15 protein-coding genes are annotated in these 18,218 nt (G+C 61.2%); 10 read left to right on the top strand and 5 right to left on the bottom strand.

The window, feature by feature from the left end; translation table 11 throughout:
• The first annotated feature begins 331 nt into the window (after positions 1 to 331).
• On the top strand, positions 332 to 985 hold the full coding sequence (gene tmk / locus AC1ATL_RS01090; RefSeq protein ID WP_476567822.1) for a dTMP kinase: 654 nt from the start codon (positions 332 to 334) through the stop codon (positions 983 to 985).
• Positions 982 to 2,130 (top strand): DNA polymerase III subunit delta', encoded by a 1,149-nt coding sequence (locus tag AC1ATL_RS01095; protein ID WP_476567824.1) that lies wholly within the window; start codon positions 982 to 984, stop codon positions 2,128 to 2,130. Before tmk ends, AC1ATL_RS01095 begins: the two co-directional genes overlap by 4 nt.
• A gap of 63 nt (positions 2,131 to 2,193) precedes the next feature.
• Here AC1ATL_RS01095 and AC1ATL_RS01100 read toward each other — a convergent pair whose 3' ends face one another.
• Positions 2,194 to 3,222, bottom strand: coding sequence for a LacI family DNA-binding transcriptional regulator (locus AC1ATL_RS01100; RefSeq protein ID WP_476567826.1), 1,029 nt, complete (start codon positions 3,220 to 3,222; stop codon positions 2,194 to 2,196).
• 117 nt (positions 3,223 to 3,339) lie between these two features.
• On the bottom strand, positions 3,340 to 3,600 hold the full coding sequence (locus tag AC1ATL_RS01105) for an HPr family phosphocarrier protein (RefSeq protein ID WP_432624312.1): 261 nt from the start codon (positions 3,598 to 3,600) through the stop codon (positions 3,340 to 3,342).
• A gap of 350 nt (positions 3,601 to 3,950) precedes the next feature.
• Between AC1ATL_RS01105 and ptsP the strand changes: the two genes are divergently transcribed.
• The 5 genes from ptsP (at position 3,951) to AC1ATL_RS01130 (ending at position 11,604) form a co-directional block, all read left to right on the top strand.
• Positions 3,951 to 5,600, top strand: a complete 1,650-nt coding sequence (gene ptsP, locus AC1ATL_RS01110; protein ID WP_026646570.1) for a phosphoenolpyruvate--protein phosphotransferase — start codon at positions 3,951 to 3,953, stop codon at positions 5,598 to 5,600.
• Between the two features lie 244 nt (positions 5,601 to 5,844).
• Complete coding sequence (locus AC1ATL_RS01115; protein ID WP_432624313.1) at positions 5,845 to 6,402, top strand: YbhB/YbcL family Raf kinase inhibitor-like protein; 558 nt, start codon at positions 5,845 to 5,847, stop codon at positions 6,400 to 6,402.
• A gap of 119 nt (positions 6,403 to 6,521) precedes the next feature.
• Positions 6,522 to 8,114 (top strand): C69 family dipeptidase, encoded by a 1,593-nt coding sequence (locus AC1ATL_RS01120; RefSeq protein ID WP_476567829.1) that lies wholly within the window; start codon positions 6,522 to 6,524, stop codon positions 8,112 to 8,114.
• 252 nt (positions 8,115 to 8,366) lie between these two features.
• Positions 8,367 to 9,884, top strand: coding sequence for a formate--tetrahydrofolate ligase (locus AC1ATL_RS01125; protein ID WP_476567831.1), 1,518 nt, complete (start codon positions 8,367 to 8,369; stop codon positions 9,882 to 9,884).
• Positions 9,885 to 10,143: 259 nt separating this feature from the next.
• Complete coding sequence (locus AC1ATL_RS01130; RefSeq protein ID WP_432624316.1) at positions 10,144 to 11,604, top strand: ATP-binding protein; 1,461 nt, start codon at positions 10,144 to 10,146, stop codon at positions 11,602 to 11,604.
• A gap of 354 nt (positions 11,605 to 11,958) precedes the next feature.
• Here AC1ATL_RS01130 and AC1ATL_RS01135 read toward each other — a convergent pair whose 3' ends face one another.
• Positions 11,959 to 12,306 (bottom strand): phenylpyruvate tautomerase MIF-related protein, encoded by a 348-nt coding sequence (locus tag AC1ATL_RS01135; RefSeq protein ID WP_026646566.1) that lies wholly within the window; start codon positions 12,304 to 12,306, stop codon positions 11,959 to 11,961.
• 107 nt (positions 12,307 to 12,413) lie between these two features.
• Between AC1ATL_RS01135 and AC1ATL_RS01140 the strand changes: the two genes are divergently transcribed.
• Positions 12,414 to 12,950, top strand: coding sequence for a GtrA family protein (locus AC1ATL_RS01140; protein WP_026646565.1), 537 nt, complete (start codon positions 12,414 to 12,416; stop codon positions 12,948 to 12,950).
• A gap of 121 nt (positions 12,951 to 13,071) precedes the next feature.
• On the opposite strand, the gene AC1ATL_RS01145 is transcribed toward AC1ATL_RS01140, so the two are convergent.
• Positions 13,072 to 14,496, bottom strand: a complete 1,425-nt coding sequence (locus AC1ATL_RS01145; protein WP_281775639.1) for an MFS transporter — start codon at positions 14,494 to 14,496, stop codon at positions 13,072 to 13,074.
• A gap of 412 nt (positions 14,497 to 14,908) precedes the next feature.
• Between AC1ATL_RS01145 and AC1ATL_RS01150 the strand changes: the two genes are divergently transcribed.
• Both AC1ATL_RS01150 and AC1ATL_RS01155 read left to right on the top strand, forming a co-directional pair.
• Positions 14,909 to 15,568: a histidine phosphatase family protein gene (locus AC1ATL_RS01150; protein WP_432624074.1), complete on the top strand. Its 660-nt coding sequence runs from the start codon at positions 14,909 to 14,911 to the stop codon at positions 15,566 to 15,568.
• Positions 15,569 to 15,676: 108 nt separating this feature from the next.
• Positions 15,677 to 16,690 carry a hypothetical protein gene (locus AC1ATL_RS01155; RefSeq protein WP_476567835.1) on the top strand — a complete coding sequence of 338 codons (1,014 nt, stop codon included), beginning with the start codon at positions 15,677 to 15,679 and terminating at the stop codon, positions 16,688 to 16,690.
• 132 nt (positions 16,691 to 16,822) lie between these two features.
• On the opposite strand, the gene AC1ATL_RS01160 is transcribed toward AC1ATL_RS01155, so the two are convergent.
• On the bottom strand, positions 16,823 to 18,157 hold the full coding sequence (locus AC1ATL_RS01160) for a DUF805 domain-containing protein (protein ID WP_476567837.1): 1,335 nt from the start codon (positions 18,155 to 18,157) through the stop codon (positions 16,823 to 16,825).
• Positions 18,158 to 18,218 lie beyond the last annotated feature (61 nt).

Consider the following 18,218-nt stretch of genomic DNA (forward strand, 5'->3'; position numbering starts at 1 on the left):
CCCGCACGCTGACGGCTGCTGCTGGGTGCTGTCAGACGCCAGCGGCGCTGTATTTTCGGCGCCAGCCGGTGCGTGAATGTCGCACGATTCCGAATTTGGGCGATAATTCGGAATCGTGCGACATTTTTCGTCGTATGCATACCCCCTAGATGCTGAAAACGGCCCGAAAACATGGTACGGGGGTGGTGAAATGTGTCACGATTCCATTTTTCGCCCGAAAATCGGGATCGTGACACATTGCAAACCATGTTTTGGTCGATTCGGCAATTTCAGCCGTCTTGGCCGATTCGGCTGACGTTGTCCGGCAGGGGCGCACGGTACAGTGATGGGTATGCAGGGCATTTTCATTTCATTCGAAGGCGTCGATGGCGTGGGCAAGACCACGCAGGTCGAACGGTTGCGCGCGTACGTCGAATCGCAGGACCGCGAATGCGTGGTCACGCGCGAGCCGGGCGGCACCGCGCTGGGCGTGGCGATCCGCAGGATGCTGCTGCATGGCGTGGATGCGGAGAATGACGGCGATTGCGCCGATATCGCTCCGCGTACGGAGGCGTTGCTGTTCGCCGCGGACCGCGCGCAGCACGTCGCGGAAGTGATTGCTCCGGCCTTGCGGCGAGGCGCGGTGGTGATCACCGACCGTTATCTCGACTCATCCCTCGCCTACCAGGCGGGCGGCCGCGAGCTGACGTCCGCGGAAATCAAAAACCTCAGCATGTGGGCCACCGGCGGCCTGCTGCCGAAGCGCACGTATCTGCTTGACATGGATCCCACGCGGTCACACGCGCGTCTTCAGCATGCCGAGGACCGCATGGAAGCGGCCGGCGACGAGTTCCAGCGTCGCACACGCGCCGCGTTCCTCGACCTGGCCAAAGCCGAGCCGGAACGTTTCCGTGTCATCGATGCCGGAGTGACCATCGACGAGGTGTGGGCCCGGATTAAAGCCGATTTCGAAAACGTGACTGCTACTGATGGGAGCATCGCATGAGCGTATGGGATTCCATAGTCGGCCAAACGCAGGTGGTCGAACAGCTCAAAGCCGTTTCCAACGGCGATCCGAAGGCCATAGCGCAGTCATGGCTGATTTGCGGTCCTCCGGGATCCGGTCGATCCAATGTGGCACGTGCGTTCGCCGCAGCGCTCGAAAGCCCTGATCACGGACTGGATGACGAGCCCACCAAAACCACCGAGCAGGTGCTCGCCGGAACCCATCCCGATGTGACTGTGCTGGCCACCAACAAGGTGACCATCGGTATCGACGAGGTCAGGGACATCATCGCCACGTCCGAACAGATGCCCGGTACCGCGCCGTGGCGCATCATCATCATCGAGGACGTGGACCGCATGCTGGAACGCACCACCAACGTGCTGCTGAAGGAAATCGAGGAGCCGAGCGCGCACACCATCTGGCTGCTGTGCGCGCCGAGCGCCCAGGACGTGCTGCCGACCATCCGCTCGCGCACGCGCATCGTCAACCTTGCGGTGCCCACCAATCAGGCGGTAGCGAAATTCCTGGAATCGAAAGGATTCGAGCCGAAGATCGCCGCACGCGCGGCGAGACTTTCGGAAGGCCATATCGGCATCGCGAATCTATATGCCAAGAACGAACGCGTCATGACGGACCGCGACGAGCTCATCGTCGGCGTGCTGGAACTGCATCGCGCGTCCGATGCGGTGCTGCTTGCCGGCAATCTTATCGACAACGCGAAAGCCCAGGCCGAAGCGGAGGTCAATGTCAAGGCAGCCGAAGCCGAAGCTGATTTCCGCCGTGTCAATGGCCTCGATGCGAAGGACCGTATCCCTCCGAAACTGCGTGGCGCATACAATGCGATCGCCAAAAAGGACGAGCTCAAACGGCGCGCCACGAGACTCACGCGCGACGTGCTCGACCGCGCACTCAACTCCATCGCCAGCGTCTACCGCGACGTGGCGGTGCTGCAGAACAACGCCGAGGAATCGGTGGGACTGATCAATCTTGAGAACCGTTCCGCCATCACGGAACTATCGGTGCGTCTCGACCGTGCGGAGGCCGTGCGCCGGCTGGAGGACGTCGCCACCGCACGTCGACGGCTCAACGGCAACGGCAATCCGACGTTGGTCTTCGAAGCGTTGTTCTGCGCGCTGATTCCCTGATTTTCCGGTCTCCTAAGCTTCTTCTGGTCTTACCCTCGACCGTTCGCAGGCGATTCAGGCGATTCAGCTGCGAAGCGTCGAGGATCCGCGCGCGATGAGCCGCGGGGCGAGCATGATGCGCGGCGCGCGCTCGTCCACGTCGTACGTTTGCTTGGACGCCAGCAATCGCAGGCATTCCGACACGATGCGTTCGAACGGCGCGCGCATCGACGTCAGCTGCGGCATGGTGGTGCGTGCGATGGGGGAGTCGTGGTAGCCGACCACCAGCACGTCCTCCGGAACGCGCACGCCCAGTGTGTTCAGCGCCACCATCACGCCGAACGCGATCGTGTCGTCGGCGCAGACCACGGCTTCCGGCTGCACGATCGGTCCGTTGAACAGCCGCATGGCGCAATCGAATCCGCGTTGCACCGTGCATGCGCCGAACCGGTTCCAATCCTCGTCCGTGGTGAGCCCGTACGTGCGCAGATACGTATGGAACATGGCGAAAAGCTCCGCCGATTCGAAGGAAAGCTCGTCACCGGCCATGTATGCGACGGATGCGATGCCCTGCTCGGCGAGATGCCGGATGACCGTCTCCATCGCGACACCTTCGTCGATGCCGACCACGGACACGTGCGGCGAGGTCTGCCGTCCGCCGATCTGCACGATCGGCAATGCGTCCGCGTGGCGATCGAGCGTTTCGGCATGGTCCGCCCCGGGTGCGGGCACCACGATCAGGCCGTCCACATGACGGTCGATCAGCGATTCGATGCGTTCCTTCTGCGTTTCCTGCGCGGCGCCGATGCCCAGCAGGAGTTGCTGCGATTCCACGTCGATGGTCGGTTCGATCGTGTCGAGCAGTTGCGCGGCGAACGCTTCCGTTGCGCTGGGAATGACCAGTCCGATGGTTTTGGTCACGTCGCTGCGCAGCGCGCTGGCCGCGTAGTTGACCGAGTATCCGAGTTGTTTGGCGGCTTCGCGCACGCGCCGTGCGATGTCGTCGTCCTTGCCTCGCTTGCCGGACAGCACGCGGGAGACGGTGGCGATGGACACGTCGGCCATCGCCGCGACGTTGGTTATGGAGCTGCCGCCGTCGGCTCTGCCTGCCATGTGCATCGTTCCTTCCTGAATCGGGAGCCCGGAATCAAAAGACCCATCAAGAATAGGACGACCGCCCGTCGAATCGGCGGGCGGTCGCAAAACCTTGGAATGTCGGCGACGGAAACGTCACTCGGCGTTGACGAGGATGTTGGCCAGGTTGTCGGCCACGGCCTCGGCGTTGTCGCCTTCGACGTTGATGACCACGGTGTCGCCCTGCTTGATGCCTAGGCCCATGATGGACAGGATGGAACCAGCCGGGACGGCGTTGCCGCCTTCCTTGGCGATGGTCACGGTCTGGCCGGAAGCGGTGACGGCCTGGGCGAACATTGCGGCCGGACGGGCGTGGATGCCGACCGGATCGTTGATGACGAGATTGCGGACTGCCATGATGGACTCCTTCAATGGTTGGTGTTTGATTGCGCTTACGCTTGGTATTTCGATATTTGCTCGATATTTACACGTCGATGGATATCGATTTTTGCATATCGATTGCATTTGCGCGGCAATGGCCGGCATCTGCTTTTCTTACGAATAAGTGTAACACATTTCGCTCAACACAGAAAACGTTTACCGGTTTTGTTTTGCGGAAATTTTGTGTATACTGATTGCAGGCTGAAAACGATTTACCGGCGAAGACGGTGGGGATTGTTGCAGTAACTCATGCGCATGGCAGGTGTAATCCTGCAATCGTTTGCGTATCCAATATTTTTTCCAAGGAAACAGGAAAGGGAGTTCCCATGAACATCAAGGGTGTTGGTATCGGTCGTGGCGTCGCAGTCGGCCCGGTCATTCGTATGGCCGCCCCGCTTCCGGAGCCATCGGACGCTCCGCGTGCGGAAGGCGTCTCCGCGGAAAGCGAAATCGCCCGCGTCGAAAAGTCTCTCGCCCTCGTCAACGCCGATCTGAACCGTCGCGCCGAAGAGGCCGCCAACGGAGACGAAGGCGCCAAGCAGGCCGCCCCGATCCTGCAGGCCATCGCCATGTTCGCCTCCGATCCGTCCCTCGCGCAGTCCATCAAGGACCTCATCAACCAGGGCAAGACCGCCGAACGCGCCGTGCTGGAAGGCTTCGCCGCAGTCGAGGACATGTTCCGCGCCATCGGCGGATACCAGGCCGAGCGCGCCGCCGACCTGCACGACGTCGGCCAGCGTGTGATCGCCGACCTCATGGGCGCCCCGGCACCGGGCCTGCCGACCAGCGAAACCCCGTTCGTGCTTGTGGCCGAAGACTTGTCCCCGGCCGACACCGCCGCGCTCGACATGTCCAAGACCCTGGCCATCGTCACCTCCCAGGGTGGCCCGACGTCCCACACCGCCATCCTGGCGCGCGCACGCGGCATCGTGGCGGTCGTCTCCGCCGCCGAAGCCGAAGATCTCCAGAACGGCACCAACGTCATCGTCAACGCGGCCAAGGGTGAGATCACGGTCGATCCGACCGAAGAGGAGATCGCGGCCGCCGAAGCCGCCAAGTCCCGTGCCGCCGCCGCCAAGGAGCTGCGCGGCAAGCCGGGCTCCACCAAGGACGGACACCTGATTCCGCTGCTCGCCAACGTTGGCAAGCCGTCCGACGCCGCGAAGGCGCTGGAATACGGCGCCGAAGGCGTGGGTCTGTTCCGCACCGAATTCCTGTTCATCGGCAACTCCGAACCGCCGACCGTCGAAGAGCAGACCAAGGCCTACACCGAACTGCTCAGCCAGTTCCCGGGCAAGAAGGTCGTGATCCGCATGCTCGACGCCGGCGCCGACAAGCCGCTGCCGTTCCTCACCCCGGAGGACGAACCGAATCCGGCCCTCGGCCTGCGTGGCCTGCGCACCCTGCGCGCCCACATGGACGTGCTCGAAGGCCAGCTCAAGGCGCTCGCCGCCGCGGATGCTGCCACCGACGCCAACCTGTGGGTCATGGCCCCGATGGTGGCCGACCAGCATGAGGCCGACTACTTCGTCAAGCTCGGCAAGAGCTTCGGCCTGAAGTTCGTGGGCGCGATGGCCGAAGTGCCGTCCATCGCCCTCATGGCGGACAAGGTGGCCGACGTGGCCGACTTCGTGTCTATCGGCACCAACGACCTGACCCAGTACACGCTCGCCGCCGACCGCACCCTCGGCTCCGTGGCCAACTACCAGACCGCCTGGCATCCGGCGGTGTTGCGCGCCATCAAGATGATCTGCGACGCGGGCAACGCCAAGGGCATGCCGGTGGGCGTGTGCGGCGAGGCCGCGGCCGATCCGGATCTGGCCGTTGTGCTGGCCGGCCTCGGCGTCAACTCCCTGTCCATGACCCCGGTCGCGCTGGACGACGTCCGCGCGGCCCTCGCCGAAGTCACCTTCGAAGAGGCCAAGGCCAAGGCGGCCGCCGCCCTCAACGGCGACTTCTACAAGCCGGCCGAGTGATTTCCCTTCTTTCCTTCACTCGGCTGTGTCTGGGCTTTGCGGCTGCGATTCCCGCGGCCGCAGGGTTTCGACACATGCATCTGTGCCTATGAGAACGATGTTTCCAAGGTTCTGATAGGCCCTGTTTCCCGGAAACGACCCCGTTTCGTGCGATTGCCGCACGGATGGGGTCGTTTTCGGTTGCAGGCTTTCGGTTTCCGGCGAATCGGACGCGTTGTACATTGGTATGCGCGATACTGGAGATATGAAGATTTCCGCAGATTTCACCGTCATTCCCGACGCGTTCGCCAAGACGGCGCCGCCTGAGAATCGCATCGACGGCACTCCGATCGTTTCCTTCCCCTTCTACATCGACGAGCTTGACCCTGCCGTGCAGTTCCTGCATTGGGAATTCGTCGATCCCGATTCCATTCCGGTATGCGGCTTCCAATGGAACCATTGGGCGCTCGCCAACCTGCCCGTGGACGCGCTGATGTACGATTTCAACGATTCCCACGCATTGGCGATTCCAGCCGATTTCTCCCGCACGGTTTCCGCGATGATTCCCGAAACGGTGCAGGGTCGCACTTCCGCCGCGTCGCCGCTGCTCAAGGGACGCAGCACTGACCCGGCCGTCACCATGCGCTATAACGGGCCGTGCCCGCCTGACAAGGACCACGACTACTATCTGCACGTATGGGGCACCACGGCTCCGCTTGCCGGACTCAACCAGGGCTTCTGGCTCAACGAGATGGAGCGCGCGTTGCGCACCTCCGGCACCATCGCGGACCAGGGCGGCGTCTTCCTGACCGGCAAGGCCTGATCGCAGCCGGCCTTGCAAAACCGGTATCGCACGTGTGCCGCATATCGCCGTGCGAACCGCATGAAACACACGTATAGGCAACACCTATCAGCAACACCATCGAAAGGAATTGCAAACACATGGCATGCACCACGATTCTGGTCGGCAAGGACGCGAGCTACGACGGATCGACCATCATCGCCCGCAATGAGGACAGCGCGAACGGCGAATTCTGCCCGAAGCGTTTCGTCGTCGTCAAGCCCGAGGAACAGCCGAAGCATTACAGGAGCGTGCTGTCCCACATCGAAATCGACTTGCCGGACGATCCGCTGCAGTACACGGCCGTGCCGAACGCTGACCTGAAGGAGGGTATCTGGGGCGAAGCCGGCGTCAATGAGGCGAACGTGGCCATGAGCGCCACCGAAACCCTCACCACCAACGAGCGTGTGCTTGGCGCCGACCCGTTCGTGGAGCTCACCCCGGCCAAGGGCCAGCCCGGTGCCGACGACTACGAGCCGGAAGTGCCCGGCGGCATCGGCGAGGAGGATTTCCTCACCCTCGTGTTGCCGTACGTCAAAACCGCCCGCGAGGGCGTGACCCGTCTCGGCGAACTGCTCGAGCAGTACGGCACGTATGAGATGAACGGCGTCGCCTTCTCCGATGTCAACGAGATCTGGTGGCTCGAAACCGTCGGCGGCCACCATTGGATTGCCAAGCGTGTGCCGGACGAGGCGTACGTGACCATGCCGAACCAGCTCGGCATCGACGAATTCGACCTCGACGACGCCCTCGGAGATCAGGAGGAGCACATGTGCTCCGCGGATCTGGGCGAGTTCATCGAACGCAACCATCTGGACCTGTCCGTGGAGAACGTCACCCCGTTCAACCCGCGCGACGCCTTCGGCTCCCACTCCGATTCCGACCACGTCTACAACACGCCGCGCGCCTGGTACATGCAGCGCTTCCTCAACCCGTACGACGAGCAGTGGGACGGCCAGGACGCCGACCGCCAGCCGACCTCGGACGACATTCCGTGGGCTCGCCAGCCCGATCGCAAGATCACCATCGAGGATGTGAAGTACGTGCTGAGCTCCCACTATCAGGGCACCCCGTACGATCCGTACGGCAAGCTCGGCGACCAGCGCACCCGCCATATGTTCCGCCCGATCGGCATCAACCGTCAGAGCCAGCTCGCGGTCATGCAGATCCGCCCGTACCGTCCGCAGGCCAACCGCGCCATCCAGTGGATTGCCTACGGTTCCAACCCGTTCAACACGCTCGTGCCGTTCTATCCGAACGTCGACTCCACGCCGAAGTATCTCGAAGACACCACCACGCGCGTCACTTCCGAGAACTTCTACTGGGAGAACCGCATCATCGCAGCCTTGTGCGACGCGAGCTTCGCCGACACCGCCAACGCGGTCGAGCGCTACCAGGAGAAGACCGGCGGCATGGGCCACCGCATGGTTGCCGCCACCGACGAGCAGATCGCCCGCCTGGTGGAAGGCGTGTCCGACGAATTCGAGACGGACGACGAAAACGGCGACGTGCAGCCGTTGGAGCCGGACGAGGTCATCAAGGCCGTGCGCAACGGCGAAGCCCGCGACGTGCTCGCCGCTGCCAACGAGACCATGGCCGCACAGATCAAGGAGGAAACCGACAAGCTGCTCGATTCCGTGCTCTACACCACCAGCATGAACATGAAGAACGGCTTCCACATGTCTGACTTCTGACGGTTTCCGCAGGTATCTGCGCATATATGGATTCCGGCTTCCATACGACGTTCGCCGCCGACCGTTCCACATGACGGCCGGCGCGCGTCCGTTGTGCGGGAGCCGGTTTTCCATTGGTAATGCGGGCTTATTAGAATGACCGTTGTCTTTGCTTTTCCGCTCGGGTCTGCGTCGCGCGCAAGAAGCGCGCATCATGCGTATCGCGTGCGCGGCGTAGCGTCCGGCGGATTGCTTTCCCAAGAAAGGAACCCAGTGACCAGCATTGAGGATTTCACCAGCCAGTACGGTCTGGTGCAGAAGATTGATGCGTTCGGCTATCTCGATTACCTGAAGAAGAATCCTGATGCGCCGCGCAAGCATGGCAAGGTCGTCCTCGTCACCGCCGATACCCCGTTGAAGGCGTCCCGCGGCGAAGGCAAGACCACCACTACGATCGCGCTGATCGACGCGTTGCGTGAACGTGGCATCGACGCGGCCGCCGTGCTGCGCCAGCCGAGCATGGGCATCACCGCGGCCGGTTCCAAGGGCGGCGCCTCCGGTGGCGGCAAGGCCTCCCTGACGCACCCGGAGCTGATCGACTGGGGTCTGTGCGGCGAGATGGGCGCCATCGAGGCGGCCCAGAACCTGCTGGTCTCCTTCGCGGAGAAGGCCGTGGACGAGGGCAAGCTGGACACCATCCTCGTGCCGCGCGTCTCCGAAGTGCCGTCCCGCTCCCTGCGTCAGATCGCGGTGGACCGTGGCAAGGGCGACGTGCCCGAGCGTGTGGTGCTCACCCCGACCTGCGAGCTCATGCAGATCGTCGTGCTGTCCCGTTCCATGGATGAGATCTCCGAGCGCGTGTCCAAGATGATCGCCGGCACGAAGGACGGCAAGGCCGTGACCTTCGGCGAATTCATCGACCTGTGGCGCATCACCGGCATCTTGGGCGACGCCGTCAAGCCGGCCAAGACCGAGACGGTGAACGGCTCCCCGGTGTATGTGCATGGCGGTCCGTTCGCCAACGTGTCCATCGGCATCCCGACGCTGGTCTCCGTGGAGATGGCCTGCGCGCTGCACGATGTGGTCATCGTCGAGGCCGGCTACGGCACCGATGCCGGTGCGCAGAAGTGGCTGGACATCGCCTGCCGCGAATACGGCGCCCAGTGGCCGTCCGCGGCCATCGTCGTGACCCGTGCCTCCACGTGGCGCGACGATCCGGACCTGGCCTGGCGTTACCCGTTCCACGTGCAGCGTCTCGAAGGCCTTGACATCCCCACCTTCCCGCTTATCAACCTGTGGGATGGCGAGGACGATCAGATTCCGGCGCTCAAGGCCACGGCCAAGGAACTGGAGTTCCGCGATCCGATCATCGGCAACCTGTACCGTGACGGCGGCGACGCGCTGGCCTCGCAGCTCGACGCGTTCGCTGATGCCGTGATGAACGGTTCCATGCCGGCCGAACCGCACAGCCACAAGGGCATGGCTCTGGTGGAGAACGTGCGTTGGGTGGCCGAGCATGCGTATGGCGTTCCGGCCGATCGCGTGGTGCTGAAGGATGGTTTCGCCGAATCGCTGAAGGCCGCGCAGGAGCTGTGCGCCAGCGCGGGCGTCGATTTCGGTTCGCTCGCTCTGGTGGCGGTGAAGTCCCCGGCCACCATGACCGACAACGACCGCGCTCCGGAAAGCGAGCGCACCGTCACTCTGAAGAAGGTTGAGGTGCATGCGGGCGCCGGTCTGGTGCATGTGAACCTCACCACCTCCCTGACCACTCCGATGCCGAAGATCGTCTGATTCCGGCTTGTGCGAGCTTCAAAGCCGCTGGTCCCGTTCGGGCCGGCGGCCTTTTTGTTTGTACACGTCGTTCGCTGGTTGTTCGCTGGTTGCGCTTATTTGACGAGTAACCCGGAAAATGGTGGCCGAGTTGCGTAAAACGGCTATTTTCCAACGTTTTTTTATTTGACGGTTATTTGACGGTTATTTGACGAATTGCGGTTGACTTCAGCTAAACTGGGTGGAGTCGGATCGCATTATGAGAGCCGAAAGGGTTGGTATGCCGGAAGATCTTCTTAAGCTTGTCGAGCAACTTGTCGCTCGTTCAACGGAATCGCAGACTATTGAATTCAAGCAATCGAATGACGATGCCTTCATGATCGGCAAAGACATTTCCGCTCTAGCCAATGCCGCTGCTGTGGAGGGGCAGGACTATGCCTACATGCTGTGGGGTGTGGATGATTCCACTCACAAGATAGTCGGTACTTCGTTCAATCCGCTTGCGGCCAAGCATAAGGGGCAGGAATTGGAGCTTTGGCTTCGGCTCAAGCTTTCCAAGAACGCGGAATTCAGCTTCATTCCGGTGGAAGTGCAGGGCTGTAGCATGGTGATTCTGCGCATCTGGCCGGCTGCCGGCTACCCGGTTTCCTTCGACGGAACCGAATACGTCCGTTCCGGAACCTCCACGCAGCCGTTGGCTAGGAATTCGCAACGCGAACGGCGTTTATGGGAGGTGACCAAGTCCGAATCGTTCGAGGAGCAGATCGCGGACCAGTGGCTTACCGCCGAAGAAGCCTTGTCGTTGTTGGATTGGAATGTCTACTTTTCGCAGACCAATACGCCGTTGCCGTCCAGCCGAGATGCGATTCTTCATTATCTTGAGGCGGATGGCCTGATCAAGACCTTGGATAGTGGCCAATATGCGATCACCAATCTTGGGGCGCTGCTGTTCGCGACCGATATGCAGCGGTTCCCTACCGTCGCGCGTAAGGCCCTGCGCGTCATCAAGTATGAGGGAGTGCGGAAATCCTCGCCTTCCCGTACCCAGACGTATAGGCATGGTTATGCCGATATGGATGCGATGGTTGCTTTTCTGCAGCCTTGGCTGCCTGAGTCCGAGACGATTGGCCGTGCCTTGCGCGTCACGCATACGGCTTACCCGCCGATCGCCATTCGCGAATTGCTTGCAAATATGCTGATTCACCAGGATCTTACGTCCCGTGGTTCCGGACCACTTGTGGAGATTTTCGACAACCGCGTGGAGTTCTCCAATCCGGGGAATTCGTTGATTCGCGTCGAACGTTTGGTCAACGATCCGCCCGAAACGCGTAATCCGAAGCTGGCGGAGCTGTCACGCCGCTTGCACATGTGTGAGGAGGCGGGGTCCGGCTGGGATAAGATCATCGATTCCTGCGAGGCCGCGCATTTGCCTTCGCCGGTTGTACAGCAATCCGATGGCATTGACAATGCGAGTATGATGGTGCGACTTTCCCAGTATCGGCCGTATGCGGAGCTCAGCATGGCGGAGCGCAGGGATTCCTGCTATTGGCATGCGTGTATCCAGTTTGCGGATGGAACTTGCTTGACCAATTCGTCTTTGCGTAATCGGTTCGGCTTGGACGAGTCATATTCCTCGCAGATCTCCCGTCTGATTCGCGATTGCGTGGATGAGGGTCGGATCAAACCCGTTGATACTGCGGCTTCCAAAAAGAAGATGGAATACATTCCGGCTTGGGTCTGATAGTTACGTTTATTTGACGAGTAACCCGGAAAATGGTGGTCGAGTCGCGCAAAACGGCCATTTTCCAACGATTTTTTATTTGACGGTTATTTGACGGATCTCGGTTGATCAGGTGGGTGGCGGCAATGCGAAGAAGCCGAGATTGCGCCATGAGCGTTGATTGACGCTTTCCAAAAACAGCTAAGTGGCTTGTTTGTGGCACTGAAACGGCGATAGGCCAAGTATGAGACCTGGAATTCCAAGGCCCATACTTGGCCTATCTGGTTTTGGCTGCCATAAGTAGGCGAACTGTCCTACGAGAGAGACATCAATCTGCCATCAATAGCCGAATTGGCGGCTGCCGGTGGAACTTCGTCAGAAGTTCCCACCATTCCATCCCCAGTCGGTGGTGGCGGTGTAGCGGATGTACGTGCGGTCCTTCGGAATGCCGAGTTCCTTGTTCAGCGCGGCCATGATCTGCTCGGTCAGCTTCTCCCAGGCGGAACCCGGCACGGAACGGCCGAACACGTTCACCTCCACATAGGCTGCCGGCTTGGAGTCGTCGCCGCCGAAGTAGATCGGCATATTGTCTTCGAACGGGCACATCAGCCAGCCTTCGGACTTGCCGGGGACTGCGGTGATGGCCTTGCCGTAGGCGGCCTTCAGCGCCTCGCGCTGCTCAGGGGTGGTGGAAACGGAAACATGCGTGTGAATGACTGGCATTGCTGCTCCTTGCAATCGTTGGAAAATAATGTCCTTCGTCACCCAAGTCTAGGTGGTCTGCGTGCGCGTGTTTAATATTCTGTGTGAAAAAACTGATTGAACAGCTGATGAAATTCGGCATTGTGGGCGTGATCGCCTTCATCATCGACTGGGGCATCCTGAATCTTCTGGTCGGCCTGTTCCACATGCATAATGTGCTCGCCGCCACCATCTCCTTTATCATCTCCCTGATCTTCAACTACGTGGCCAGCATGAAGGTCGTGTTCAAGCATCGCGACGATATGGCGCGTTGGATGGAGATCGTCATCTTCGTGGTCGGCGCGGTGATCGGCCTGTTCATGAACGACGCCATCATCTGGATCTCCACGTACGGCATGAACCACGATGCCTACGTGTCGCAGAGCACCGAATACCTGATCCGCACCAACGTGGGCAAGCTCATCGCCACCGCCGTGGTGATGGTGTGGAACTTCCTGACCCGCAAGTGGCTGCTGGACGATACGCACACCAATGCGATGAACCGCTTGAAGAAGCAGGAGAACCGCCTGACTCCCGAAGAGCTGGAGGCCAAGTGGGAGAACAGCTTCTCGCACAAGCTCGGCGTGTGGTCGCTGGAACATACGCCCAAGGGCTGGCCGAAGTAACTCCCAAATAACGGGGTAACGAAAAGCGCGTCCGAATCCATTGCGATTCGGACGCGCTTTTCGTTATGCGGATTGTCTGCCGTGCCTGCCGGTTACCCGTCGGCATCCGGCACATGCTCCGTCACACGCTCACGCTGGTGAGCATCGGTTGCTCCGTGGATTCCTTGATCTGCTTGAAGCCGAGCATGGCGATTGCCAGCGAAGTCAATGCCAACGCCGTCACCACGATGAAGCCGCCCTGCGAGCCCATGCGGTCGATGAACTGTCCCGCGATCGCGGAGCCCACCGAACCGCCGATCGAATTCATCGCGCCCATCCAAGCCATGCCTTCTGTAAATCGTGTGGGCGGGACCAAATGCAGCATCAGCTGGTTGCCGTTCACCCACGTCGGCGACTGGCAAACACCGATGCACAGGTAGATGATCATGATCACCCATAGATGCTTAGCGAACATGAATGAGCCGATGCCCAGATTCACCACCGCAAGGCAGAAGTAGAAACGTTTCCACAGCGGAATCTTCCAATTCTTCGCGCCGTACACAAGTGCGCCAATCAGCGAGCTGAGCGAGAAACAGGAGAACACGAAACCGGTGTACTGCTTCATATGCGCTTCCGTGGCGAATGCAACAATCGAAATGCTGGCGGCCGACTGGAATGCCCCCAAGCCGAACCACGTCACGCACACGGCGATCAGGCCTGGCCCCCAAATCGATTCCTTGCGACCGGCTTTTATATCCGCTTCGGCTTTCTGCATCGCGGCCTTCACCTCAGCGGCCGTCTTGCCTTCCGCACGCGCCTTGTCGCGCGCGTACTCCACCGCGGCCTCGGCCTGCAGCGCCTTGGACCGGGCGGCCTCGCGCTCGCGGTACTCCTTGCGGGTCATGCCCGCCTCGCGGGCCAGCTGGGTCTGCGATTTCGGCTCGGTCGTAAGCTCCGTCAGGAACATCAGCGCGCCGATCACCACGCACATGCCGGTGAACGAGAACGCCAGCAGTCCGGAGATCACGGCCAAGGTGGACGCCAGCGGATTGCCGATAACCCACATGCACTCGTCGAATACGCCGGACAGCGACAGCGCACGGTTCGTCTTCTCCGCATCACCCTTGAGCAGCGTCGTCCAACGTTGACGGCTCATCGCGCCCCACGGCGGAATCGCGGCCATGAACGGCACTATGCAGAACAGGATCCACGACGGCACGCGTGCGGTGATGCAGGAGACCAGCGCGATCGCCGCCACCATCCACACGATGATTGTGGGAATCGACACCTGCCGTTGACCGAATTTGTCGACCAGCTTGCCGAGCACCGGGCTCGCCACGGCCAGCGCGATCGCCTGCACGGCCGTCAGCGCGCCCGCCAGCGAATAGTTGCCGTAGTAATGCTGCACGGAAATCGTGATCGTCATGCCGACCATCGGGAACGGCATGCAGGCGATCACCGAGCCGATGGAGAAGCGCGCGGTGTGTGGTATGCGCAGAAGCTCCGCGTACCCTCCGAAAAGACGTTGGCCGGCGTCCTTGACGCTGGCGAGGACAGTATTGGACATGCTCCGCCGCTCCTTTCTGCTCACGGTTTTGTTTGCCGCGTCCACGGCTTTGCGTCGCCGTGGGCTGATGATGCTTACCCCTGGAAATAATGTTGGTGAACCGCTTCCGCGCATAGCCTTCCCGCCTGGCGATCGCAATGCGTCAATCGATTGACGCAGCTGGCATGCCGAGCAGGGGAAAGTATGGGGGTTGCGTGTTGTTTATGCGTCTTTGTGGACCAAGGAACACTCTATGCGCAGGTACCGTCGTGACACGCGGCACGTCGGCATGGGAAACGATATTCGATTCGGTTGGATGGTCTACGTAGGATTGCGTAGGTATGCAAGAACAGAGGGCCGGCGGCTGACCGAACCGCGGAGCAGCCGGGACACCGGCGAAACGGACCGGCCCGCCATAGGAAAGGTGGCCAAGATGCCGGCGACAACCATCCATTTCGTACGCCACGGCAAGGTGGAGAATCCCGGACACCTGTTGTACGAGCGCCTGCCGGGCTTTCACCTGTCGGAATTGGGCGTCCGCATGGCGCAGGCCACCGCGCACTACATCGCCGTCAGCCCGCAGCTGAACACCGTGTCCGCCGTCTATTCGTCACCGCTGGAACGCACGCGCGAAACCGCCGGAGAAATCCTCGAATCGCTCAACTCGGTGCGCGGCCTGCGCGACGAGCGGCCGCTGGAACTCAAGACGGACGAGCGCCTGATCGAGGCACGCAACGAATTCCGCGGCAAACGCATCGGCTTCGGCGAAGGCGCGCTGTGGAAAAACGGCAACTGGAAGCTGGTGCGCAACCTGTGGAAGCCAAGCTGGGGCGAAAGCTACCAATCGATCGCGCACCGCATGCAGGACTTCGCGCTGGAGAAAGTCGACGAATACCCGGGAAAGCAGATTGTGGTGGTCAGCCATGAATCACCCATCTGGAGCTATCGCCACATGCTGGAAACCGGCCATCCCGAACACAACATGATGTTGCGCCACACCGCGCTCGCGTCCATCACCTCCATCACGTACGATTGCGACACCAAAAAAGTGCTGTCCATCACATATGTGGACCCCGCGGCGGGCGTCGAGTAAGGTGAGCGTAAGGAACGGGCAGTCGACGGCGACCGGCGATGGTCGATGCCGACCGTCCGATTGGACACACGACTTCGGACATACGATTCGGACATACAAGGAGGATGCATGCCTTTCGTGATTGATCAGGAGACGGTCACTTCGATGCTTGCCTCGCATGTGGTCGCCACCGCCATCGATCTGGGTATCGATCTGGTCAAGATGTGGCCGCTGCAGACGGCTCAGGAATTGGAGAACGACGCGCGTTACGCGGAGGATCTGCAAGTGCGTTTCTCCTGCATGATGGCGCAGACGTTGCTGAAGCGTTCCGAAAAGATCGAGCAGTCCGTCGCGGAGGCCGCGTACGAGGGCATGGATGTGATTCCCGGCTGCGATCGGGACGTCATGCATGCGTTGATGAGCGCCAATCAGGCCTACGATGTGCTGTCGTCCTACCATGGCGTCGACGGCGCCGACCTGTTCATGGAAGCCGCCAGAACGCTTGGCATCGATGTAGAGGACCGTGTCGAACAGGGGATCCGTGAAGTGATGGCCAGCGTGGCGCGGACGATGCGCGACACCTCCGATCTTGAGATTGATGACGATGTTGCGGAGGATGCCGGACTGTGCAAGTCCGCCACTGTGGACCGCGATGTGCTTGCCCGGCGGTATCTGGCTTCGGTGACCGTCGGCGATGCTTTGCTGAACCTCATGTGCCACGACGTCGACGACCAGCAGGAGCAAGCCATTCGCGCGTTGCCGGTGCTGCTGTACGTCAACGGCCTGCGCGAGCAGTTGGCGGTTCCGCACACGTTCGTCACCGCGGAGCAGCTGGGCTATCTGATCGAGCTACGCGATTCCGCACGGCGATTCGGCGACTGCGAGCCGGTATTCTCCAATTCCTTCTGCCCGCAGACCTTCGTCGCCACGGTACGGTACCTCGCCATGTTCGCCGGGCAGGAATGGGCGGAGCACGCCTCGTATCTGCGGTGGGACCCGAAGAAGGCCGAGCAGGAGGCCAGAGACGAGGACGAGCGTAGAAGCAAGGAGGCGCTCGCCAAGAAATTCAATCTGACGAAGGATGATTCGGCCGATTCGAATTCCGGTGCGACCGCCGGCACGGGTTCGAAGCCGCGCGAATAGACGGTTTCCGTTTCTTTCCGTCCTATTTTTCTGCTTCCTATATGACGAATCCCGGCTCCTGCGATTGGCAGGAGCCGGGATTCTGCGTTTACGTGCGCGTCATGCGCTTTTCATTATTGCGATGGACACCGGTCAGCGCTGCTGGTCGTTGTCATCCGCCGGGGCGTCCGGGTTGGTCGGGTTGGTCGGGGCGCTTTGTTCCGTTGGGACGCTCGGCTCTACCGGGGTGTTCGATTCCGTCGGAGCGGCTCCATACGGCTCTTGGAACTGGGCCGGCGCCTGGGGCATGGCGGGCATCGGCGGGACGGTTGGCACGGTTGGGACGGCCGGCATGGGCGGCATGGTCGGCTGCTGTGCTACCGGAGCTGTCGGCACCGCGGGGGCAGCGTACTGTTGCGGCGCGGGATTGTATTGGGCGGCCTGCGCCGCATACGGGTCGGCGGCCGGAGCCGTCGGCATGGGTGGCATTGCCGGTTGTTGTGCTACCGGCGTCGTTGGCGCGGCGGGAGCGGCGTACTGCTGGTAAGCGTCGTTTTGAGGCGCCGCGTCATACTGCTGGGCTGCGTTGTACTGTGGCGCTGTGTTGTATTGCGCGGCGTACTGCTGTGGCGCTGCGTAAGGGTCGTTGGTGGGTGCCATGCCATTGGGGTATGGAAGGGTGCCCGTATTCGGATCGTCGAATCGTGCGCCCTCGGGGTTGGTCCTTTTGGCCATCAGGTAGATGTAGGTGATGATTGAGCCCAACATCGCCAGAACGCCGACGATGGACATGACGATGCCGATGGCGGCCAGATTGCCGCTGCTGCCGTTCAGAGCGCTTATGGCACCTCCACCGATGAAGACCAGGCCGATGATGAGGATGATCATCGCGACGACTTGGACTCCGTAGATGATGGCCAGCGTGGTGCCGCGCAGATTGACGTCATGCAGACGGCGCACACCGAGCGCGAGGGTCGGCACGAGAGTGCCAAGCCCCCAGAGGGTGCCGACCAGATCGTCGATGGTGGAGATGGCGTCGGAATCGGTGATCGTTCCCAACAGACCGAAGAGGCAACCGAGAGCGAAGACGATGATGTAGTTGGCGAGAATCCACCACCAGAATTCGCCGCGGGATGCACGTCCCTTGAACACCGCGTACTTCTTGAAGAAGCGGACGACCGCCTCGCCCATGTTGCAGCCGTAAGCTGGCATGTCAAGCGGCGCGGTCAATGCGAAGAAGCTGTCGCCGGCCTGCGGAGCCGGTGCCGGCTGTCCGTAGTTGGCGGACGGGCCTTGACCGTACTGAGGCTGGCCGTACTGTGCCTGTCCGTACTGCTGCTGTCCGTAGGTCGGATCGCCGTATTGCGGCGACGGCGCCTGACTGTAATCGGGGGTTCCGTATTGCGGAGCTTGCTGGCCGTAATTCGGCTGGTTGTATTGCGGCGTCGGTTGCGGCACCTGTGGATTGTATTGGTTGGGGTCCGTCATTAGAGCGCCCTTTCGCAAAATGATGATTTGAGAAAAAGAATCAACTTACACTGTACTCCCC

The sequence above is a fragment of the Bifidobacterium sp. LH_743 genome (assembly GCF_056355775.1).